Origin of the sequence: Mycobacterium uberis (genome assembly GCF_003408705.1) — a bacterium.
Classification (GTDB): Bacteria; Actinomycetota; Actinomycetes; order Mycobacteriales; family Mycobacteriaceae; genus Mycobacterium; species Mycobacterium uberis.
Genome location: NZ_QAYL01000001.1, coordinates 409742 through 431791 on the forward strand (window position 1 = coordinate 409742; position 22050 = coordinate 431791).

Sequence of the window (22050 nt, forward strand, 5' to 3'; positions counted from 1 at the left end):
GGCAGCGCCGTTGTCTCCGGTGCTTACGGAGCGTTCCGTCAGGGTGGTTGCGGCAGTCAAGTTGCATCGCCAAGTTGTGCGGTGGCGCTCCAGGCGATTTCTCGTTGAAGGCCCTAATCTTGTCAAAGCTGCTTCGGTACGTGGGTTAGTTCGTGACGTATTTGTCACAGAAGTCGCGGCCCAGCGGCACGCTGCATTGCTGGCTGTGCTGGATTGTCCGGTCTATCCAGTAAGCGAGCGTGCCGCAAAAGCGCTTTCCGACACAGTCACTCCGACGGGGTTGGTCGCGGTGTGCGAAATGCCGATGACCCGGTTAGCGACTGTGCTGGCTAGCTCACCCCGGCTGGTTGTGGTCGCTGTTGGGATCGGTGAGCCAGGCAACGCGGGTACTGTAATTCGCATCGCCGATGCCATGGGCGCTGCGGCTGTGATCTTTGGTGGGCACACCGTGGACCCGTACAACGGCAAATGTCTGCGTTCCTCGGCTGGCAGTATCTTCTCGATAATGGTTGTCGTGGCGCCTGATGCCTACGCTGCCGTAATGGAGTTCCGCGCCGCTGGGCTACAAGTGCTGGCCACCACGGTCGACGGTGAGACGCCCCTTGACGAAGCCGAGTCGCTGCTAGACAAGCCGACAGCCTGGCTTTTCGGGCCTGAATCACACGGTTTGTCAACCGAAATCGCAGAAGCCGCGGACTTTCGGGTGAGTATTCCGATGGTCGGTGGTGCGGAGAGCTTGAACGTGGCCGTGGCCGCAGCTATCTGCCTTTATCAGAGCTCGCGTGCGCTGCGTCGTTAGCCGCCGCACGGCGGCTAACGACGCAGCGCACGCGAGCTCTGATAAAGCACTGAATTACTCAGCTTTATCTAGGGTGCTGCACCAGCCGCAGGCCGCGGGTAGTGGTACATGCACCCAGCGATCCCGCCCGCTCCATCAGAGTCCGAGTGGGGCGGTGCCGAGAATGGCCGAGGGTGTGTCAGCAGAGGTGGTACGGAGAGGAGGAAAGAAATATAAGGAATATGGTGCATTGGCAGCCCGTGGTGGTCACGTGGTTACGCCATAAAGCCTGGTGCCTCCACCAACGGAGCGTCGCTGGGTAGTCGCCCGTGAGTCCGACGGTAGTTGACCAGCGCGCGGATGCAGCCGGATTTCGTTGGGAACGTCAACTCGGCCAACTTATCAAACAGTCGCAGCAACACCTCGTTGCCTGGTGTCTAGTGCATTCCCGCTTTTTTGCTGAACGTCAGGGTCAAATAGTCCAGCCGCGACCCAGCGTTGACCCGCCACCAATGGTTTGAACAGCTGGTCCAAGATCGGTGTTGGTATTGAGTACAAGCTTTGGCTCGGGAATCCGCATTTGGAAGATATCCAGGGTGGCCTGGTTAATCTACAGCTCCTCGCGGTAGATTCGGGCCTAGGATTGCCGAAACTCCTCCCATGAGTCGAGCATCGTCCGCATGCTTATCCCATACATTCGGTACCACTGCACGTGTCCGTTGAACAGCTGCTGCTTCTCGTCCTCGGCCAGGCTGCCACAAAAATATTCGGCTACCTTGACGACCAGCATGAAAAACGTCGTGTGCGCCCAGGAAAACGTCTCCGGATTCAGCGTGTGATAGCGACACCCGGCGGCGTCAACGCCCTTGATCGTGGTGTGGTGACTCTTGACCTACTAGACTCGTCTGAGCCGCTCGATTATCGTCATAGACGACGTCCACGATCGGATACATCGATCGAGTCACCCGCTGCAACGGCTCGCGCATCAGGATCGCATGCTCTGGATCGCGCCGACCCACGCCCTGTACTATTCCGGTACGCACACCACTGAAATACTTTACATCACCGAAATACTTCCGGGTGAGTGGATCAGGCCCGAGCGGTTCACCGGGTGTCTTCGAAGTAGCAGTCACCACGGCCTCCTACGCAATTATTGCGCCCACAATAAAGGTATGATAACACACATTGTCTAAATTTTCGACACCTGCTGATACGGGGAGTTATCGATTGTTAACATTGGTGTCGCAACGGCGTGATCGGGTCGTTTACTGGGTGTTGTGACATAAACACCATTGCCCCCGTCCGCGAAATCCACCTACCCTGGCCAAGTGGAAGGCGCGCCTCGCGATGGGACCCCGGCCGCGCCTCGAGAACCGGACGAGGACACGGTCACCGCATTGGTGCGGGCCTTCCTACGACGCTCTTCGGTGTCAATGCACAATGCGGCGCAGTGGCTACACACCACAAACCGCAGCCCCAGGCTGGTGGCGATGGTCCGGCGGGCTCGACGCATTTTGCCTGGCGATCCTGACTTTGGTGACCCGCTGTCCATCGCAGGCGAGGGGGGTCCGCGTGCTGCGGCACGAGCGGCCGACCGGCTGTTGGGGGATCGTGGCGCGGCGTCGCGTGAGGTAAGTCTGGGTGTGCTGCAGGTGTGGCAAGCGTTGACTGAGGCCATTTCTCGACGGCCGGCTAATCAAGAGGTGACGCTGGTCTTCACCGACCTGGTTGGTTTCTCCGAATGGTCGTTGCAAGCTGGTGACGAGGCGATTCTGGCACTGCTGCGACAGGTAGCGCGCGCTGTTGAGGCGCCGCTGCTCGACGCTGGCGGGCATATCGTCAAACGAATGGGGGACGGGATCATGGTGGTGTTCCGTGATCCGACAATCGCCGTACAGGCCGTACTCGCCGCTACAGAAGCAATGAAATTGGTTGAGGTCGAAGGTTACACACCGCGCATTCGGGTTGGAATACACACTGGCCGGCCGCAACGGCTGGCTGCTGACTGGCTAGGTGTCGACGTCAATATAGCCGCGCGCGTGATGGAGCGTGCGACAAAAGGTGGCATTATGGTGTCCGGCCCCACCCTAGACTTGATAACGCAAAGTGAGCTGGACGAACTGGGTGTTGTTGTCAGGCGCGTCCGTAGATCCATGTTCGCCAGCAAACTCACCGGTATTCCCTCGAACATGGCGATTTATCGCCTCAAGACTCCTAGGGAGTTGATAGCTTCAGATGAGACAGCAGAAACAAATTCCCTGCCATAGTGGATGTCGACGATTTACGGGACCGTGTTGATTTACGGGACCTTGTTTTGGCTCGCTCTGGTTCGGTTCACCGTTGGTTATTGTGACAGTTCTGGCCGCAGTCAGCATCGCAATCTTGGTGCTTGGTCCGCATGCTCAGAAATTTGATCATTGGGCACTCTAGAGCACCAATTTGCACCACCTGTTCCATGGACACCTAATGATCCTTTTTGTCCAGCACATTTGTCGTCGATGCCGGTCCGCTCTACTTGGGGAGTACCTTGTTGACGTGTCTGCTGGCTCTCAACTGAACTGCGTTTGCGCACCATCCGGCTGATGGTGTCATTGCCGGTCGGCTATGTCGGCGCGACATTAGTGATGGTCGCTACTCTTGCGACGGCGGTCGAGTTTGGTTGGCTGTCAGTGTCGATCATCCGGGTCAGTGACGTCGGGATAAGCAATGATGTGGTGGGAGCGCTAGCGACGGCGATTCCGCGGCGGTGGCGGGTGGCTTGGATTAGCTAGTAAGTATTCTGCGGTCTTCACCCCAAGGCTCCTGTACGCCAATTTCACCAATGCGGAGCACCCCGTCGCCGTGATCCTGGGGGTGTGGGTGGCGGTCCGGTTCCGTCGACCGATCCACCAGACACTGGTGCGGTGTCTGGTGTTGGCGGCATCCTCGGAGTTCGGATTCATGGTGCTGCCCCACCGCTGGGCGTCAATGGTTGCTGCGCTGGCATACTGTGTGCAGGGCGCCGTGCTGGCCCACTGGTCACTCCGGTTGATCACAGCGCGTAATCCCGTGCCGGCGGACACGTTGACTGGTCCGCAGCTGATGGTCACGTCTGACCTTGCGGTCAGTGCTTGCTGGTCCCACCACGTGATCGTAAGCGGTCGCGAAGGTCATGGGTCCAATCACTTATGATCGGCACTTGCGTCAGGCTTATGCAGCGGACCGAGGAGAAGCCGGGCAAGTCCAGCCCAACTCAGCGCCGATGTGGGCAGTACGACCGGCCTCGTCAGTAAGGAGAGTGTCGCCGCGTGGGTGATCAGCCTGTCGATCTGTCGATGTTGTCGTCGAAAGCACTGGCCAAGGCCGTCAATGCTGCTCATCAAGCCATTGCGCTTGCCAACGATCTCGACGCGTTAGCGCGCACCAAGACTGAACACCTCGGTGACCGCTCGCCGCTGGCGCTCGCTCGACAAGCGCTGGCTAGCGTGTCGAAGGCTGACCGGGCCAATGTCGGCAAGCATGTCAACATCGCCCGCTGCGAGGTCCAGCGCGGCTACGACGAGCGATTGGCGACGCTGCGGGCCGAGCGCGACGCGGCCGTGCTGATCGCCGAATGTATCGATGTCACCTTGCCGTCAACACGGCAGCCGATCGGCGCACGGCACCCGATCTCGATATTGGCTGAGCACATAGTCGACACCTTCATCGCGATGGGATGGGAACTAGCCGACGGGCCCGAGGTCGAGACTGAGCAGTTCAACTTTGACGCCCTCAACTTCCCTGCGGATCACCCCGCGCGTAGTGAACAAGACACCTTCTACATTGCGCCGGACGGTTCACGGCGGTTGCTGCGAACCCATACTTCACCGGTGCAGGTACGGACTTTGCTCGAGCGCGAGCTGCCAGTCTACATCATCTCAATTGGTCGTGCCTTCCGTACCGACGAACTCGATGCCACCCACACGCCCGTCTTCCATCAAGTCGAAGGCCTTGCAGTGGACCGTGGTCTGTCCATGACTCATCTGCGAGGAACACTGGATGCTTTTGCGCGTGCCGAGTTCGGACCGTCTGCGCGTACCCGGATCCGGCCACACTTCTTCCCCTTCACCGAACCGTCCGCCGAGTTCGATGTGTGGTTTGCGAACAAAAAGGGCGGCGCTGACTGGGTAGAGTGGGGCGGCTGTGGAATGGTGCACCCAAACGTGTTGCAAGCTGCTGGAATTGACCCGAAGGTTTATTCGGGTTTCGCATTCGGGATGGGCCTGGAACGCACCCTGCAGTTCCGCAACGGCATTCCCGACATGCGCGACATGGTCCAAGGCGACGTTCGATTCTCGTTGCCGTTCGGGGTAGGTGCCTGATGCGCGTTCTGCATAGCTGGCTGCGCGAGATCATCTCGGTCGGAGCTCCGGGCTGGGACGTTGCCCCCGGTGATCTTGAGCAGACGCTGGTACGTATAGGCCATGAAGTCGAAGAGATCATTACCCTCGGCCCGGTCGATGGTCCGTTGGCCGTGGGACGGGTCACCGATATCGAAGAACTCACTGGCTTCAAAAAATCGATCCGTGCCTGTATGGTCGACGTCGGAGATGATCAGCAGTATGAGATAGTCTGTGGTGCAACAAATTTCGTTGTTGGCGATCTGGTCGTAGTAGCATTTCCTGGCACTACACTGCCTGGCGGGTTCGTCATCACGGCCCGCAAGATCTATGGTCGCCACTCTGACGGGATGATCTGTTCGGTGGCCGAACTCGGTTTAGGTGCGTACCGTTCCGGGATCTTGGTGCTGCCGCCCGGAACCGCCAAACCAGGGTCTGACGGTGTCGAAGTACTTGGGTTCGACGATGTGGTCTACCATTTGGCGATCACCCCTGACCGTGGGTACTGCATTTCGTTGCGAGGCTTAGCCCGTGAGATCGCATGCGCCTACGGCCTTGACTTCGTCGATCCGGCCAGCGACCAAGTGGTGCCGCCGTTGCCGGTCGAGGGACAGGCGTGGCCGTTGACGGTGCAGCCTGAAACGGGAGTTCGGCGGTTCGCCTTGCGTCCAGTCATCGGGATCGATCCTGCCGCCGTGTCGCCGTGGTGGCTGCAGCGTCGGCTGCTGCTCTCCGGTATCCGTGCGACCGCACCGGCAGTGGATGTCACCAACTATGTGATGCTGGAACTCGGTCATCCGCTGCACGCCCACGACCGCAACCGTATTACCGGGGGCTTCAACGTGCGGTTTGCTTGGCCCGGCGAGACTGTCGTCACCCTTGATGACATCGAGCGTCGGCTTGATCCTACTGATGTCCTCATTGTCGATGACGTCGCGACCATGGCAATCGGTGGCGTGATGGGTGCCGCCAGCACCGAGGTGCGTCCCGACTCCACCGATGTACTGCTGGAGGCCGCGGTGTGGGACGCGGCGGCGGTATCGCGCACCCAGCGGCGGCTGCGCCTGCCCAGCGAGGCTGCCCGCCGTTATGAACGGGCAGTGGATCCGGCTATCTCGGTCGTTGCCCTAGATCGGTGTGCGACACTGCTCGCCGGTATCGCTGGGGGAGCGGTTTCGCCCACTCTGACCGATTGGCGGGGTGACCCGCCGCGGGATGATTGGTCATTGCCGCCGATTCGGATTGCGGTCGATCTGCCGGACCAGGTTGCAGGGGTCGCTTATAGCCAAGGTGTAACTGCCAGGCGGCTGAGCCAGATCGGCGCTGTGGTTACCGAACGTGGTCACACCTTGACTGTCACTCCGCCGAGTTGGCGGCCTGATCTACTACAGCCCGCTGACCTTGTCGAGGAGGTGATGCGGCTGGAAGGGCTAGAGGTTATCGGCTCGGTGTTGCCGCCCGCATCCGCGGGTCGGGGACTCACCGCGGTGCAAAAGCGTCACCGTGCGATTGGCAAAGTGTTGGCCCAATCCGGCTATGTGGAGATCTTGCCGACACCGTTTTTGCCTGCCGATGTGTTCGACCTTTGGGGATTGCCGGTTGATGACCCGCGACGGACGACAACGCGAGTGCTCAACCCGCTGGAGTCCGATCGTCCGCAGCTCGCCACCACGTTGCTGCCAGCGTTGCTGGAAGTGTTGGGGAGCAATGTATCTCGAGGTCTCGTCGACGTTGCGTTGTTTGCTATCGCGCGGGTGGTCGAGTCGACCGAGCGGACTGGCAGCGTAGGATCCATCCCCGTCGACCGTCGACCGACCGATGCTGAAATCGCCATGCTGGACGCGTCCTTGCCCCGGCAGCCACAGCACGTGGCCGCAGTGTTGGCTGGGTTGCGGGAACCGCGAGGGCCGTGGGGTCCTGGCCGTCGAGCTGAGGCCGCCGACGCATTTGAGGCGGTGCGCATCGTTGCACGGGCCAGCGGAGTCGATGTGGTTTTTCGGGCGGTCCAATATCTGCCGTGGCATCCGGGTCGGTGCGCTGCGGTATTTGTTGATGAAAAGCCCGTCGGCCATGCCGGGCAGCTGCATCCGGCCGTGATTGAGCGTGCCGGTCTGCCGAAGGACACCTGCGCGATCGAGTTGGACCTTGCTGCTATTCCTATTGCCGAAGGATTGCCGGCACCTCGGGTGTCGCCATTTCCTGCTGTGTTGCAGGATGTCAGCCTCGTGGTGTCGGCACAGGTTCCCGCTCAGGAGGTGCAGGACGCCATTCGTGAGGGTGCTGGCGAGTTGCTCGAGGACATTCGATTGTTCGATGTCTTCACTGGTCCGCAGATTGGCGAGGAATGCAAGTCGTTGACATTTGCACTGCGATTTCGCGCGCCTGATCGCACGCTCACCGAAGACGACGCCAGCGTGGCCCGCGACGCTGCGGTACGGTGCGCCGCCGAACGGGTCGGTGCGACATTGCGCACCTAAAGCCTTCTTCAAACTTATAGGGTGCGTGTCGCCCGTGCGTTGGTGCAACGTGTTCAGACTAAACTTTGATGCTGACGTTCCTTCGCGAAGCATAAAATTCTACGTGAAATTTTATTACTGTCGGTGTGCCTTGATCGCCGTCGCGTGATAGCTGTAGTGAGTCGAGGGAAAATAGAGTAGGTTGTTCCTAGGCGTGATGTCTGAGCAGATTGAGTCTACGGCTCACAGTTTGGCCGGTATTCGCTCGACGCTGATTGAGTCTTCCGCGGTCGTCGCGGCAACCACGACTGCAGTGGTTGCTGTTGCTGAGAATGATACATTGACTATATCGGTTGCGGTCGCGACGCTGTTTGGCGACTTCGGCCGGGAGTGCTAAACTCTCAACCCCCACGCGGCCGCGTTTCGTGACGAATTTGTCAACTCGTTGCAGGCTGGCGTGGATGCATATCTCAGCGCTACAGCTGCCAACACTGCAGCTGGGATCGCTGTACTGCAGAGCGCCAGTGCTGGGCTGGTTTGAAACTGGCGCCGACGTCGTGACGCTCAGACAGGATTTGTCCGCCAGGTTTGTGGCAGTTGAAGCTGCTAGTGAGTGGATGATGGTGAGAAAGGTCGCTTTCGCTGGTGTTGAACAGCTATAGCCCGTCCCGACTTTGATGGACGCCGACAATGCTTTCCTGTCGGCTGGTACGGGTGCTGACTGGGCTTACTGCGCTGCCGAGTTCAAGATGCATTGTACTGGCTGGGCCGAGTGCCCTGGGCGGACTTGGTCTGCTGGGGACTGTCGACGTCGAGCTCGCGTCTGATGTTAACAACCTGATGTTGGTTGAGCCGGTCGTTACTACGGGGTTCGCTGCGCTGCAGGACGTCTATACTAGCTTTCCTCAGAGCATTAGTTGCCTGATGCTAGCTGGACAAGATGCTGCTCCCGGGTTAACTACATTGCAGATCGCTGGTGTCCATTTTGTCCAGGCTGTCAGCGACGTTCAGATGGACGCGGACGATGTTGCCGCAGTGTTAGGGGTCTAGGCTGGCAGTCGTCCGCGTACGGTCGTGTGGCGGTCGAACGGCGAAATGGTCCGTACTGCACCTCCATCACAGCCATGCAATATGACGCTTAGGTCGTCAACAAGGCGAAGTCCATCAATCCGGTGCCGAACAGTATGAATTTGCAAATCCATGCATAATCATTCACACTCCATAAAATGGCCCACACGATAAGAGTGGCGGTAGTCGGTGCCAGCGGTTATGCGGGCGGCGAGATCCTTCGGTTGTTACTTGGGCATCCGGCGCACGCCGACCACCGGCTGGCAATCGGCGCACTAACCGCCGCGGTCAGTTCGGGTGACACGCTCAGCGAGCACCATCCACACCTGACTCCGCTGGCTCAGCGAGTACTCGAGCCTACCGAGTTGCCCGTGCTGGCTGGTCACGACGTGGTTTTTCTTAGTTTGCCGCACGGACATTCGGCAGCGCTGGCCGAACGACTGAGTCCAGAAACCCTAATCATCGACTGTGGTGCGGACTTCCGGCTCGCCGACGCCGACGCCTGGGGTCGATTCTACGGATCTCCGCATGCCGGCAGCTGGCCATATGGGTTGCCGGAACTGCCCGGTGGTCGGGAGCGGCTACAAGGTGCACGCCGCATCGCGGTTCCCGGCTGCTATCCTACGGCCGCACTACTGGCGTTGCTACCTGCGATGGCGGAGGGCCTTATCGAACCCGCCGTGCAGGTGGTCGCGGTGAGCGGTACCTCCGGAGCCGGTCGTGCGACTAAGACCGAGTTACTCGGCTCGGAGGTCATCGGGTCGGCGCGGGCTTACAGCATTGGCGGCATCCACCGGCACACTCCTGAGATCGTGCAGGGGCTGCGAACGGTGACTGATCGTGCCGTCACCGTGTCCTTCACCCCGGTGCTGATCCCTACCTCCCGTGGCATTCTAGCCACCTGCACCGCGCGCACCTCCTTGCCGCTCTCGCAGCTACGCGCAGCCTATGAAAAGGCTTACCAAACAGAGCCTTGTGTCTACCTGATGCCTGAGGGACAACTGCCCTGCACCGGTGCGGTGATTGGTAGTAACGCGGCACATATTGCTATCGCGGTGGACCAGGAAGCTGAGACGTTCATCGCCATCTCGGCGATCGATAACCTCGTCAAGGGTACCGCTGGTGCCGCTGTACAGTCGATGAACTTAGCGCTGGGTTGGCCGGAAATAGAGGGCCTTTCAGTGGTTGGGGTGGCACCGTGACCGAGATAGCCAATGAGACGCGGTTGATGCGCGCACAGGGCGTCACCGCTCCCGCGGGCTTTCGGGCCGCCGGTATCGCTGCCGGAATCAAGGCATCGGGGGCCCCAGACTTGGCCCTGGTTTTCAATGAAGGGCCTGACTATGCGGCTGCCGGAGTATTCACCCGCAACAAAGTCAAGGCTGCGCCGGTGCTGTGGACGCAGCAGGTGCTGAGTACTGGTCAGCTGCGTGCTGTGATCCTCAATTCCGGTGGCGCTAACGCCTGCACTGGACCCGCGGGCTTTCAGGACGCCCACGCCACCGCGGAGGCGGTGGCCGCAGCATTGTCGGATTGGGGGACCGAAACCGGAGCAATCGAGGTTGCCGTCTGCTCCACCGGGCTGATCGGCGACCGGCTGCCGATGGACAAAGTGCTTGCCGGGGTCCGCGAGATCGTGCATGAGATGGCTGGAGGGCTGGCCGGAGGTGACGACGCTGCCCAGGCCGTCATGACCACCGACACCGTACCTAAACAGGTTGCGCTGCACCATCGCAACAAGTGGACGGTTGGCGGAATGGCCAAAGGTGCGGGCATGCTGGCGCCGTCATTGGCCACCATGCTGTGTGTGCTCACCACCGACGCGGTTGTGAAGCCGGCGGTACTTGATCAGGTGCTGCGCCACGCCACTGCCCATACATTTGACCGACTAGACATTGATGGCTGCTGTTCCACCAACGATACTGTCCTGTTGCTGGCATCCGGTGCCAGCGGGATCGCTCCGCCGCAGGCAGATCTCGATGACGCTGTCCGGCAGGTCTGCGGCGACCTGTGCACACAACTACAGGCCGACGCCGAGGGTGTTACGAAGCGCGTCACAGTGACCGTAACCGGGGCCGCCGGCGATGATGACGCGCTGACCGCCGCTCGGGTAATTGCCCGTGACAGTCTGGTCAAGACTGCGGCATTCGGGTCGGACCCCAACTGGGGGCGGGTGCTCGCGGCCGTCGGGACGGCACCAGTCACGCTCGATCCTGATCGAATCTGCGTGTCGTTCAACGGTTCTGCGGTGTGTATAGACGGAGTCGGTGCGCCGGGTGCGCGTGACGTAGACCTCTCAGCTGCTGATATCGATATCACTGTCGACCTCCGAGTCGGCGACGCCTCTGCCACTATCCGGACCACCGACCTGTCGCACGCCTATGTCGAAGAGAATTCGGCCTACAGTTCGTGACTGTCCGATGAACCGTACCGACGACGTCGAAGCATTATCTACCCAGGTCAAGGCGCAGGTCTTGGCCCAAGCTTTGCCCTGGCTGAAGCAGTTGCACGGCAAGGTTGTCGTGGTTAAATACGGTGGCAACGCTATGACTGACGACACGTTGCGGCGTGCGTTCGCCGCTGATATGGCGTTCCTGCGTAACTGCGGTATCCATCCGGTCGTTGTGCACGGCGGCGGGCCACAGATCACCGCCATGCTGCGTCGGCTTGGCATCGAAGGTGACTTCAAGGGTGGCTTCCGGGTCACCACACCGGAAGTGCTCGACGTCGCGCGGATGGTGTTGTTTGGGCAGGTGGGCCGTGAACTGGTCAACCTGATCAACGCGCACGGGCCCTACGCAGTGGGCATCACTGGCGAGGATGCACAACTTTTCACCGCTGTGCGGCGCAGCGTCACTGTCGACGGTGTGGCGACTGACATCGGCCTGGTTGGAGACATAGAGCAGGTCAACACCGCCGCGGTGCTTGATCTGATTTCCGCGCGCCGTATCCCTGTGGTGTCGACACTTGCGCCAGATAGCGACGGCGTGGTGCACAACATCAACGCCGACACCGCTGCTGCGGCGCTGGCCGAAGCTCTGGGAGCCGAAAAGCTGTTGATGCTGACCGATGTCGAAGGCTTGTACACCCGCTGGCCAGACCGGGATTCGCTGGTCAGCGAAATTGACTCCGCCGCACTGGCACAACTGCTACCCACATTAGAGGCGGGAATGATTCCTAAAGTTGAGGCGTGTTTGCGTGCCGTAACCGGCGGCATGCCCAGTGCGCACGTCGTCGACGGGCGGGTCAAACACTGTGTGTTGGTGGAGTTGTTCACCAATGAAGGCACCGGCACCAAAGTGGTGAGTGCATGACACGCGCCGGCGACGATGCGGAGCGAAGCGATGGAGAGGAGCGGTGCCCATGACCCAGACACTGACCAACACTGCGATTATGCGGCACCGCTGGGAAACCGTGATGATGAACAATTACGGTATCCCACCGGTAGTTCTGGCCAGTGGTGACGGCGCGGTGGTCACCGACGTGGACGGCAATACCTATCTGGACCTGCTAGGCGGTATCGCGGTAAACGTTCTTGGCCATTGTCACCCGGCGGTTATCGAGGCCGTCACGCAGCAGGTGGCCACTCTGGGGCACACGTCTAACCTGTATGCCACCGAACCGGGTATCGTGCTTGCCGAAGAACTGGTCGCTCTACTGGGTGCCGACACACAGACGCGGGTGTTCTTCTGTAACTCCGGTACCGAAGCCAACGAACTGGCTTTCAAACTGTCCAGGCTCACGGGCCGCACGAAATTGGTTGCTGCGCAGGAAGCTTTCCATGGCCGGACGATAGGCTCACTGGCGTTGACCGGTCAGCCCGCCAAGCAGGCGCCGTTCGCGCCATTGCCTGGCCACGTCACGCATGTGCCCTACGGTCAGGTCGGTGCTCTGACTGCCGTGGTCGACAACGACACCGCCGCAGTGTTCCTTGAGCCGATCATGGGGGAGAGCGGTGTCGTTGTCCCGCCCGAAGGCTACCTTGCTGCTGCCCGGGATATCACGACGCTACATGGTGCCTTACTGGTGCTCGACGAGGTGCAGACTGGTATGGGCCGCACCGGTGCCTTTTTCGCCCACCAACACGCCGGCATCACCCCCGATGTGGTGACCTTGGCCAAGGGCCTCGGCGGCGGGCTTCCGATCGGGGCGTGCCTGGCCACCGGGCCGGCCGCAGAGTTGTTGACGCCGGGTCTGCATGGCAGCACCTTCGGCGGCAACCCGGTCTGCACCGCGGCGGCACTTGCGGTGTTGCGGGTACTGGCGGCCCAGGACCTGGTACGGCGTACTGAGGTGTTGGGCGAATCAATGCGCTGTGATATCGAATCACTTGGTCACCCGCTGATCGAACGGGTGTGCGGGCGCGGCTTGCTATTGGGCATCGTGTTAACCGCGCCCTGTGCTAAAGACACTGAGACGGCTGCGCGCGACGCCGGGTTTTTGGTCAACGCCGCAGTACCCGGGGTCATCCGGTTAGCCCCGCCGCTGATCATCACCGAGTCCCAGATCGACAGCTTCATCGCCGCTCTGCCAAGCATTCTAGACGCCGTCGAGGCAGCAACATGAGCGGTCTACGACATTTTTTGCGTGATGACGATCTGTCGCCGGCCGAGCAGGCCGATGTCCTGGCGCTCGCTGCCGATCTGAAGAAGAACCCGTTCAGCCACTGTCCCCTCGAGGGTCCGCGTGCGGTCGCGGTCATTTTTGACAAGAACTCCACTCGCACCCGGTTTTCGTTCGAGATAGGCATTGTGCAGCTCGGCGGGCATCCCGTTGTTGTCGACGGGGGCAGCACCCAGCTGGGCCGCGATGAAACCTTACAGGACACGGCAAGGGTGTTATCTGGTTACGTCGATGCCATCGTCTGGCGGACCTTCGGTCAACATCGGCTAGATGCCATGGCGGCGGCTGCGACGGTGCCAGTAGTCAACGCACTGTCCGACAAGTTCCATCCGTGCCAGGTACTGGCCGATCTGCAGACCATCGCAGAGCGCAAGGGCTCATTGAATGGCTTGCGGCTGTCCTATTTTGGCGATGGGGCCAACAACATAGCTCATTCGCTGATGCTTGGTGCGGTCACCGCAGGCGTCTACGTCACTGTCGCTGCCCCAGTAGGTTTTGCACCGGATCCGTCAGTATTGGCCGCTGCCAGGCAGCGTGCGGAGACGACCGGCGCGTCGGTGACCGTGACCGTCGATGCGGACGCGGCTGCTGTGGGCGCCGACGTCCTGGTCACCGACACCTGGACCTCGATGGGACAGGAGAACGACGGGCTGGACCGGGTCCAGCCGTTTTGGCCGTTTCAGGTCAATACTCGACTTGTGGGGCTGGCCGACTCGGAAGCTATTGTGCTGCACTGCCTTCCGGCGCACCGCGGTGACGAAATCACCGACGAGGTTATGGACGGACCGACCAGCGCGGTCTGGGATGAGGCCGAGAACCGGCTGCACGCGCAGAAGGCGCTGCTGGTGTGGCTGCTGGAGCGGTCACGATGACTCTGCGCCGGCGACGATGCAGGGGGAACGCTGTGGGGGCACTTCCCGCTTGGGGGGAGAGGAGCGGCGCAAATGACTAGCGGTCCTAAGGTCGTATCCGAGACCACCCGGGCAGGTCGCCAGGCCCGCATTGTGGCTATACTGTCATCGGCATCAGTGCGCAGTCAAAGCGAATTGGCGGCGCTGCTCGTAGATGAGGGCATCGATGTCACTCAGGCCACGCTGTCGCGAGATCTCGAAGAGCTTGGCGCGGTGAAATTGCGTGGCGCCGATGGCGGTGTCGGGGTCTACGTTGTCCCTGAGGAGGGCAGCCTAGTACGCGGCGTGTCCGGCGGTACCGGGCGACTGTCTCGGTTGTTAAATGAGCTGCTGGTGTCCGCCGACTCCAGTGCAAACCTCGCCGTGCTGCGTACTCCACCCGGTGCAGCTGACTACTTGGCAAGCGCGATCGATCGTGCAGCTCTACCGTACGTGGTTGGTACCATCGCCGGCGACGACACCGTCTTCGTGGTTGCCCGTGAGCCGATGACTGGCTCTGAGCTGGCCATTATTCTCGAAAGCAAGGAGATTGGTTGATGTCAGAACGCGTCATCCTGGCGTATTCCGGAGGGCTTGATACCTCGGTAGCGATCAGCTGGATCGGCAAGGAGACTAGCCGTGAGGTCGTGGCGGTGGTGATCGATCTCGGTCAGGGCGGTGAGAACATGGAGGTCGTACGTCAACGGGCATTGGATTGCGGCGCCGTTGAGGTCGTCGTTGTTGATGCCCGCGACGAGTTCGCCGAGGGCTATTGCTTGCCCACTATCTTGAACAACGCGCTGTACATGGATCGGTATCCGCTGGTGTCCGCGATCAGCCGACCGCTGATCGTCAAACACTTGGTAGCGGCCGCGCGTGAGCACGGTGGCGGCATCGTCGCGCACGGTTGCACCGGCAAGGGTAACGATCAGGTTCGATTCGAAGCCGGATTCGCTTCGCTAGCACCGGATCTCGAAGTACTCGCTCCGGTGCGCGACTACGCATGGACGCGAGAGAAAGCGATCGCGTTCGCTCAGGAGAACGCCATCCCCATCAATGTCACGAAACGTTCGCCATTCTCGATTGACCAGAATGTGTGGGGTCGCGCAGTGGAAACCGGCTTCCTGGAACATCTGTGGAATGCACCCACCGAGGACGTCTACTCCTACACTGATGACCCTACCGTTAATTGGAACACTCCGGACGAGGTGATCGTCGGGTTCGAGCGGGGAGTGCCAGTGTCGATTGACGGCAATCCGGTGTCAGTGCTGAGCGCTATCGAGGAACTCAACCGCCGCGCTGGCGTGCAGGGTGTCGGGCGTCTAGACGTTGTCGAGGACCGACTGGTGGGTATCAAGAGCCGCGAGATCTACGAGGCACCCGGGGCGATGGTGCTCATCACTGCGCATGCTGAACTCGAACACGTTACGCTGGAGCGCGAGTTGGGACGCTTCAAGCGTCAGACGGATCAGCGCTGGGCCGAACTGGTATATGACGGACTGTGGTACTCGCCGCTGAAAGCAGCACTGGAGAGTTTTGCCGCAACGACGCAACAGCATGTTACCGGTGAAGTCCGAATGGTGTTGCATGGCGGCCACATTGCGGTGAATGGACGGCGCAGTGCTGAATCCCTGTACGATTTCAATTTGGCCACCTACGGGGAAGGGGATACCTTCGACCAGTCTGCTGCCCGAGGCTTCGTCTACGTGCACGGGTTGTCATCGAAACTCGCGGCACGTAGGGACTTGAGGTGAGGCACGAGTGTGAACTAAGCGACGCGACAGGTCGACAAGGCGTTGTTAGATTCACACTTGGGATGGAGTGACAGGCTTATGAGCACCAATCAGGGTTCGTTGTGGGGCGGGCGGTTCGCCGCCGGTCCTTCAGAGGAGTTGGTTGTGCTGAGCAAGTCGACCCATTTCGACTGGGCACTGGCTCCCTATGAGATCATTGCGTCTCGGGCGCACGCGAAAGTGTTATTCCGGGCTGGATTGTTCAATGAAGAGCAGTGCGACAGGTTGCTGGTTGGGTTAGACAGCCTCGCCGAGGATGTTGCCGACGGTAGTTTTGGCCCTCTGGTTACTGACGAGGACGTGCACGCCGCATTGGAGCGTGGGCTGATCGATCGGGTCGGTCCCGATTTAGGTGGCCGGCTGCGAGCCGGCCGGTCTCGTAACGATCAGGTGGCCACGCTGTTCCGGATGTGGCTACGTGACGCGGTGCGACGGGTCGCTGCCGGTGCGCTCGCGGTTGTCGATGCACTGGCCGGCCAGGCGGCCGCGCACCCGAGCGTTATCATGCCCGGTAAGACCCATCTGCAGTCTGCCCAGCCAATCCTGCTGGCACACCATCTGTTGGCACACGCGCATCCGTTGCTGCGTGATGTGGACCGGATCGTCGACTTTGACAAACGGGCCGCAGTGTCCCCGTATGGTTCGGGAGCATTGGCCGGCTCGTCGTTAGGCCTGGATCCGGACGCGATTGCCCATGACCTGGGGTTCACGGCCGCAGCTGACAATTCCGTCGATGCGACTGCCGCCCGCGATTTTGCGGCCGAGGCGGCATTCGTCTTCGCTATAATCGCTGTCGATCTGTCGCGGCTGGCCGAAGACATCATTATCTGGAGCTCAACGGAGTTCGGCTACGTCACGTTGCATGATTCGTGGTCCACCGGCAGCTCGATTATGCCGCAGAAAAAGAATCCGGACATTGCTGAGCTGGCCCGCGGCAAGTCCGGGCGACTAATCGGAAACCTGGCTGGACTGCTGGCAACCTTGAAAGCTCAGCCGCTCGCCTACAACCGCGACTTGCAGGAAGACAAGGAGCCGGTGTTCGATTCGGTGGCCCAGCTGGAACTGTTGCTGCCGGCTATGGCCGGTTTGGTATCCAGCTTGACGTTCAACGTCGAACGGATGGGCGCCCTGGCTCTGGCTGGCTATACGTTGGCCACCGATGTCGCTGAATGGCTTGTGCGCCAAGGTGTTCCGTTTCGATCCGCGCATGAGGCTGCGGGTGCAGCGGTGCGGGTCGCCGAGGATCGTGGTGTCGGACTCGAGGAGCTGACTGACGATGAACTGACTGCTATCAGCGTCGAGTTGACGCCGCAGGTCCGTGAGGTGCTGACGGCCGAGGGTTCGGTGTCGTCGCGGGCTGCCCGCGGTGGTACCGCGCCAACTCAAGTCGCGGACCAACTGAATTTGGTGCTGGCGAATTGCGACGCACTGCGAGGCCGGCTCCGCTAGCGGTCGGCCTAGATGGGCCACCATCGACTCTTTTGCCGGACGGTTGTCAGTGGGCTAGACTTCGAGCTCTAAGTGATTGGGTTGAGCTATTCGTCGTTGCGGTCCTGGTATCGGTCGAGCTTTGCTCGCTCACTTATCTCGCAATCCAGCCAACTGTGTCGGGACTGGTGAGGACGGCGCTGTTCAGTGACCACGCAGCCGTGGTGGTGGCAGTCGGCGAATGTCGCGTCGAAGACGGGCAAGTCCGCGCCAGCGGGCCGGACATCCTCGACTTATGAAGCCTTCTATACCTTGAAATCACTATATATTATGGATAATAGGGGTTGGAATGCCAGTTCTACGGGCCTCTAAGTGGTGTTGTATCCGGAACTGACGGGTGTTTGTTGAGCGGCACCTGGCCGATTACGTCACGGGACTTTCTCGCTTTGCATGGGTTGAACAAGACGACATTGGTGCGTGGGTTAGCCATCCCGGTGGTCTCAAGATCATTCATGTGATCACCAAGAGCTTTGGATTGCCCTCTGAGGCGCTCGAGTTGACCTGGTACTCGTTGAGTGAGATTGCTAGCCTTTTGCCGGAGTCGGTGCTGCGCATATTACGTGACGCTACTGCCAAACCGTCGCCCAGCGGGAGTTCAGGGCTGATGATCGCGATGGGGCCCGGATTCTGCGCAGAACTTGTGTTGCTGCGCTGGCATTGAGTTGATGACCGGCAATGGCCCATCCTAACCAGGGGGCTATTGCGTGCGCGGAACGCGATGAGTGTGCTGAGTGGGTAAATGCAGCCGGTCAGCCGGTCCTGGCGGCCCGGACGCTGCCGTTATTCGACGATTTCTGAAAGGCTGAACCCGCTGACTTTCCTTGGCTGCGACCTCAGTCTTCAAGGGTGTGTAACTTTCGTGTCAGTCGAGTCGCCGCGACGTGGTCGGACTGGTCATGCTCGGTGAGTTTGGAGTGTTTAGTTGCGATCCAGTCAGCGCGGTGGGCGAGTTGGCAATCGATCGACGCCAACTCCTTCTCGCCAGCACGCCGCTCAGCGCCCGATATCGCCTGTCACGCCGGCGCCGCGGCCTTGGTAGCCAAGATACTTGGCGGATGCGCTTAACCACAGTTATTCGTCAATGCCTCCTGGCCGATGCCGCAGCCGATCGTCGAAAATCGCGTCTTGCTGGTCGGTGGCACACTCTAGTAGGTACCGCTCATGTGAGACGACGATGATCGGAGGTGGCCGTCCAGGAGTCGAGCAAGTCCTCGGTCGCGTTCAGTATATCGGCATTGATGTCATCGGTGGGTTTGTCGAGACGCAACATGTTCGGTTCGGACAATAAGGTTAAGTATGAGCTACAACCGCCGCCGCTGACCGCCAGAGGGTTCAGCGACTCGCGTGGACAACTGCTCGCGGGGTGAAGCCGAGTTGCTCCAACAACTGAGTCGAGGTGACCTTACGGCCCTCGACTTGATAGTTGCCGCGTAGTCGGCCCAACACCTTGGCGATCCGGTCGCGTAAGAATGGTGCTGGCTGATCGCCCTGTTTATCAAGAACCGCTAGCTGGATGGTCTGGCCGTGCTTAACATGCCTGGCGTCGGGCGCAATGGACCGACGATCAATCCCAGTAGCATCTACTTTCCGGCGCTGTTGGCTCCGGCAATTCTAGTACGCTCATTCTAATCAACCTGCCATTTAATATCATACAATATCGGACAGCCGTCAAACGAGACTGACACGTACAGCAGATCGATGACGTTCTTTCCGAGTCATGGCGTTGCTAGTTTGGCCAACTCGACGGTGTTGCGTAGTGGTGGCATGTAGGCGATCAGCCTGTTGGCGGCCTCGATTCGAAAATTGGGTTTCGAGATGCGCGTCGGAGGACCGCGACGTAACCAGGCCAACTCCTTGCGCATAAGGTTCTGCCGCTTGACCGCGACCCTGGTGGCCAGCCGGTCTAGTTCGACACGCTGTAACACATACGTTGCGTACCTGTCTTCGGAATGTCGTGGTAGCGACTTCGTCCAGAAACCAGCGATTGTGTGTCATTAGCAGCAGCCCGCCGGTGTTGCGTGCCCAGCGTTGTTGCAGATTGCCGACCAGTCAGATGATGCCCTCGCTATCCAGATGATTGGTGGGCTCATCAAGAGTGATCACGTCTTAATCGCCCACTAGCAGTTTGGCCAGTTTTACTCGTCGATATTGTCTGCCACTGAGTGTGAAACTAGTTGCTTTCCAAGCAATGTTGGAGTTCATCCGGCTGACCAAGTTGCGGATATGCGCGTTGCTTGCCCACTGATGTTGGGCTTGGTCGCCGACCAGCGTCCAACCGATAATGCGTTGCTGGTCGTGGGTGTTAACCTCGCGCAACACGTTGACCCACAATCCGCTGCACCAGGTCATACGGACGGAGTCCGGCTGCAGCTGATCCGTTAGCAACTCCAGCAAACTGGACTTTCCATCGCCGTTGCGGCCTGAAGATGTTGATGCGCGCGCCATCGCTCACCTCGAGTGTGACTGACTCGAACACCACTGCGTCAGATGTTCCAGATGTACGGCCTCATTTCCCAATAGGTGCACTACCGGGCCGGCCGTAGTTTGCCGACGATGTCCACCGCAGGGCGATGGGAGGCGGAGTCGGGCGATTCAGTGTGAACTCGCGGGCTTCGTGTAAAGAAGTAATCTCCAACCCGTGCTAGCTTGCCGGTGATCCCGTTGGCAATTTGATCATGTTGTGTAGCATGGGATTGCGCATTGAGCACCTAGGTTCCAGCCGGCAGGCTGGTCGTTAAGACCAATCGCACATCTGCTGGGGTTTCAAGTGTCGGACCCAACCGCCTTACGATCCGAGCGGAGTGCGCACGCACGGCTTCTTGCGGTGACTCGCTGCTGGGTGCGCCGCTACCTATGCGCACCGTTTCGCGCATTTGTATACGTTTCAGCCGATGTTTTTACCAGCATAACGGCTATAAGTTGCTTGAGTGGCCCAGATTGATGCGTCATACACTGGCATCAAACTATCTTACTAATACTGCACAGACTTGGTTCGTGCTGAGCTTCCCGCGGCCTGATGTTGTGTTGATCACTCTGAATCGGCCCGACCGGATGAACTCCATGGCACTTGATCGGATGAAGTCGCTCAGACAGATCCTCAAAAAATGGGGTATCTAAGACAACTCGGTGCGGGTTGTTGTGCTAATTGGCGCGGGTCGCGGGTTCTGTTCGGGTGCAGATCAACAGCCCACGGCAACTGTGCCACTCGACACAGCCGGTCCGGGCGTTGCGTGCCGGGAGCTCCTTGAAGATGTCATCTTGGTGTTGCGGCGGTTGCACTAACCTGTGATCGCCGCGGTCTATGGTTCGGCCATAGGTGGTGGGCTGGTTCTGGCGTTAGCTGCAGATGTTCGGCTGGCTTTGATCAGGGCTTACTTGCGGGCCGCGGGCATCACAACGGGCTTAGTACCAGCGAGCTGGAGCTGAGCTACCTGCTTCCCCTGGTGGTCGGATCGTAGCAGGCTTTTGTGAGGTGGCTTGGACGCCGCTAGTCTGTAGAAGCAGATGCAAAGTGCGAGCTTGGCGCAACTAGCCCATAGCGTTGCATACTAGCGGTTTTGAAGAAACAGCTGCCGCACATATTGAGAAGCGGCCACCGGTGGTCGTCGATACTGGAGACTGCGCCGCAAGCCCACGGTAATGCTTTCGAGAAATCATATTTCACGCTAATGTTCCGTCAATGGATATGGTTATCCTATGTCTTCCAAGCCACGTGAATAGCTTTGTTGGCCGCGTGATCGAAATGAACACTATGTGCCGCAGTTGTTGGCTGGCAACCAGGCGGTGACATTGACCGGTATCGACGAGGTCAGCAAAATATGGCTGGTGTCACATGTAGTCGCTCAAACTGTCGATAACTGCTGTAACAGGCAGTGGCATGTCAACTTAGCGCCGACCACCAACCAGCAGCTGTATATAGAGGAGGCACTTGGAATCGAGGGAACACACTGAACACTATCTGCGTACCCATGACAGCACTTAGGATATCACAACCAGTGTCGGCATCACCGTCATCGTGGTGGCTGCCGCCCGAGTCGCCAAAACTGACCAGACAGGTCTATTGATCCACGACCCCTACGTGCGGTTCCTGACAGGAAACGTCGCTATCAATATATGGAACGTCATGTTCGACGAGTAAATGTTCACCAAATTAAAGTCCACTGATCCTGCGACTTTCGCAATGATTGCCTACGTGTGTCGCTATTAAGCAGTTCAGAAGCGCTTTTTTTTGACGGCTACTTTGCCGACATAGTCATTGGTGGAATTCGACCAGGTGGTGTTGATTTTCTAACCGATAGACTGGATTCTCCAGCCTATCGGTTAGACTGGTTAATTTAAATGCACCGTCTATAGAGATCGAACAAACCCATGTCCCTTGACTACAGATCTGCCAAATCCGCGACGTTGGCTGCGCATGATGTGAAACTAAGGGTGAACTGCCGCGAGGTGTCCATCGACCTACGCCGTGACTGATTGGCCGCGCTTTGCGACGAGGGGTTCAGTCCAACGACGCCGACGGCCTGGTTGGCTGAAGGCCCTGTTGATTTACCTGTCTGCCGATGTTCACGATCGGTTCCTCGAGCAGATCACCCAGCC

The 22050-nt window shown here is 59.6% G+C and carries 16 protein-coding genes and 4 pseudogenes; 18 read left to right on the forward strand and 2 right to left on the reverse strand.

The window, feature by feature from the left end; genetic code table 11:
• The first annotated feature begins 19 nt into the window (after positions 1-19).
• Positions 20-799, forward strand: a complete 780-nt coding sequence (locus MUBE_RS01750; protein WP_116539225.1) for a TrmH family RNA methyltransferase — start codon at positions 20-22, stop codon at positions 797-799.
• Positions 800-867: 68 nt separating this feature from the next.
• Here the strand turns inward: MUBE_RS01750 and MUBE_RS01755 are convergent.
• Positions 868-1911: pseudogene (locus MUBE_RS01755) on the reverse strand (oxygenase MpaB family protein).
• Between the two features lie 159 nt (positions 1912-2070).
• Here MUBE_RS01755 and MUBE_RS01760 point away from each other — a divergent pair.
• The 16 genes and pseudogenes from MUBE_RS01760 to MUBE_RS19240 all read left to right on the forward strand — a co-directional run.
• Entirely contained in the window at positions 2071-3045 is a 975-nt protein-coding gene (locus MUBE_RS01760) for an adenylate/guanylate cyclase domain-containing protein (protein WP_116539226.1), read from the forward strand.
• Positions 3046-3360: 315 nt separating this feature from the next.
• On the forward strand, positions 3361-3549 hold the full coding sequence (locus MUBE_RS16690; protein ID WP_243632735.1) for a hypothetical protein: 189 nt from the start codon (positions 3361-3363) through the stop codon (positions 3547-3549).
• Between the two features lie 70 nt (positions 3550-3619).
• Entirely contained in the window at positions 3620-3949 is a 330-nt protein-coding gene (locus tag MUBE_RS16695; RefSeq protein WP_243632736.1) for a hypothetical protein, read from the forward strand.
• A gap of 116 nt (positions 3950-4065) precedes the next feature.
• Positions 4066-5118 carry a phenylalanine--tRNA ligase subunit alpha gene (pheS, locus tag MUBE_RS01770; RefSeq protein ID WP_116539227.1) on the forward strand — a complete coding sequence of 351 codons (1053 nt, stop codon included), beginning with the start codon at positions 4066-4068 and terminating at the stop codon, positions 5116-5118.
• Positions 5118-7613: a phenylalanine--tRNA ligase subunit beta gene (gene pheT / locus MUBE_RS01775; protein ID WP_116539228.1), complete on the forward strand. Its 2496-nt coding sequence runs from the start codon at positions 5118-5120 to the stop codon at positions 7611-7613. The genes pheS and pheT overlap by 1 nt, the downstream gene beginning before the upstream one ends.
• A gap of 196 nt (positions 7614-7809) precedes the next feature.
• Entirely contained in the window at positions 7810-7989 is a 180-nt protein-coding gene (locus MUBE_RS01780; RefSeq protein WP_116539229.1) for a PE domain-containing protein, read from the forward strand.
• Positions 7990-8282: 293 nt separating this feature from the next.
• On the forward strand, positions 8283-8642 hold the full coding sequence (locus MUBE_RS01790; protein ID WP_116539231.1) for a hypothetical protein: 360 nt from the start codon (positions 8283-8285) through the stop codon (positions 8640-8642).
• 176 nt (positions 8643-8818) lie between these two features.
• On the forward strand, positions 8819-9862 hold the full coding sequence (gene argC, locus MUBE_RS01795) for an N-acetyl-gamma-glutamyl-phosphate reductase (RefSeq protein ID WP_116539232.1): 1044 nt from the start codon (positions 8819-8821) through the stop codon (positions 9860-9862).
• 26 nt (positions 9863-9888) lie between these two features.
• Positions 9889-11073 carry a bifunctional glutamate N-acetyltransferase/amino-acid acetyltransferase ArgJ gene (gene argJ / locus MUBE_RS01800; RefSeq protein ID WP_424399015.1) on the forward strand — a complete coding sequence of 395 codons (1185 nt, stop codon included), beginning with the start codon at positions 9889-9891 and terminating at the stop codon, positions 11071-11073.
• Positions 11074-11080: 7 nt separating this feature from the next.
• Entirely contained in the window at positions 11081-11974 is an 894-nt protein-coding gene (gene argB, locus MUBE_RS01805) for an acetylglutamate kinase (RefSeq protein WP_116539234.1), read from the forward strand.
• 49 nt (positions 11975-12023) lie between these two features.
• Positions 12024-13226 (forward strand): acetylornithine transaminase, encoded by a 1203-nt coding sequence (locus MUBE_RS01810; protein WP_116539235.1) that lies wholly within the window; start codon positions 12024-12026, stop codon positions 13224-13226.
• On the forward strand, positions 13223-14155 hold the full coding sequence (gene argF, locus MUBE_RS01815; protein ID WP_116539236.1) for an ornithine carbamoyltransferase: 933 nt from the start codon (positions 13223-13225) through the stop codon (positions 14153-14155). The genes MUBE_RS01810 and argF overlap by 4 nt, the downstream gene beginning before the upstream one ends.
• A gap of 72 nt (positions 14156-14227) precedes the next feature.
• Positions 14228-14731, forward strand: a complete 504-nt coding sequence (locus MUBE_RS01820; RefSeq protein WP_116539237.1) for an arginine repressor — start codon at positions 14228-14230, stop codon at positions 14729-14731.
• Positions 14731-15927 (forward strand): argininosuccinate synthase, encoded by a 1197-nt coding sequence (locus tag MUBE_RS01825; RefSeq protein ID WP_116539238.1) that lies wholly within the window; start codon positions 14731-14733, stop codon positions 15925-15927. Before MUBE_RS01820 ends, MUBE_RS01825 begins: the two co-directional genes overlap by 1 nt.
• Positions 15928-16005: 78 nt before the next feature.
• Positions 16006-17415 carry an argininosuccinate lyase gene (gene argH, locus MUBE_RS01830; protein ID WP_116539239.1) on the forward strand — a complete coding sequence of 470 codons (1410 nt, stop codon included), beginning with the start codon at positions 16006-16008 and terminating at the stop codon, positions 17413-17415.
• A gap of 95 nt (positions 17416-17510) precedes the next feature.
• A pseudogene (locus MUBE_RS19240) lies at positions 17511-18115 on the forward strand (type III polyketide synthase); the annotation flags it as partial.
• Positions 18116-18234: 119 nt separating this feature from the next.
• Here MUBE_RS19240 and MUBE_RS01840 read toward each other — a convergent pair.
• Positions 18235-19980: pseudogene (locus MUBE_RS01840) on the reverse strand (ATP-binding cassette domain-containing protein).
• 414 nt (positions 19981-20394) lie between these two features.
• Here MUBE_RS01840 and MUBE_RS01845 point away from each other — a divergent pair.
• Positions 20395-20909 (forward strand): annotated as a pseudogene (locus MUBE_RS01845) (enoyl-CoA hydratase-related protein); the annotation flags it as partial.
• Positions 20910-22050: the final 1141 nt, after the last annotated feature.

What these genes read in the sequence shown, in the direction of transcription:
- MUBE_RS16690 (WP_243632735.1), top strand. Translation starts at nt 3,361, where the DNA reads ATGGTGTCATTGCCGGTCGGCTATGTCGGCGCGACATTAGTGATGGTC.
- pheT (WP_116539228.1), top strand. Translation starts at nt 5,118, where the DNA reads ATGCGCGTTCTGCATAGCTGGCTGCGCGAGATCATCTCGGTCGGAGCT.
- MUBE_RS01780 (WP_116539229.1), top strand. Translation starts at nt 7,810, where the DNA reads ATGTCTGAGCAGATTGAGTCTACGGCTCACAGTTTGGCCGGTATTCGC.
- MUBE_RS01790 (WP_116539231.1), top strand. Translation starts at nt 8,283, where the DNA reads ATGCTTTCCTGTCGGCTGGTACGGGTGCTGACTGGGCTTACTGCGCTG.
- argC (WP_116539232.1), top strand. Translation starts at nt 8,819, where the DNA reads ATGGCCCACACGATAAGAGTGGCGGTAGTCGGTGCCAGCGGTTATGCG.
- argJ (WP_424399015.1), top strand. Translation starts at nt 9,889, where the DNA reads ATGCGCGCACAGGGCGTCACCGCTCCCGCGGGCTTTCGGGCCGCCGGT.
- argB (WP_116539234.1), top strand. Translation starts at nt 11,081, where the DNA reads ATGAACCGTACCGACGACGTCGAAGCATTATCTACCCAGGTCAAGGCG.
- MUBE_RS01810 (WP_116539235.1), top strand. Translation starts at nt 12,024, where the DNA reads ATGACCCAGACACTGACCAACACTGCGATTATGCGGCACCGCTGGGAA.
- argF (WP_116539236.1), top strand. Translation starts at nt 13,223, where the DNA reads ATGAGCGGTCTACGACATTTTTTGCGTGATGACGATCTGTCGCCGGCC.
- MUBE_RS01820 (WP_116539237.1), top strand. Translation starts at nt 14,228, where the DNA reads ATGACTAGCGGTCCTAAGGTCGTATCCGAGACCACCCGGGCAGGTCGC.
- MUBE_RS01825 (WP_116539238.1), top strand. Translation starts at nt 14,731, where the DNA reads ATGTCAGAACGCGTCATCCTGGCGTATTCCGGAGGGCTTGATACCTCG.
- argH (WP_116539239.1), top strand. Translation starts at nt 16,006, where the DNA reads ATGAGCACCAATCAGGGTTCGTTGTGGGGCGGGCGGTTCGCCGCCGGT.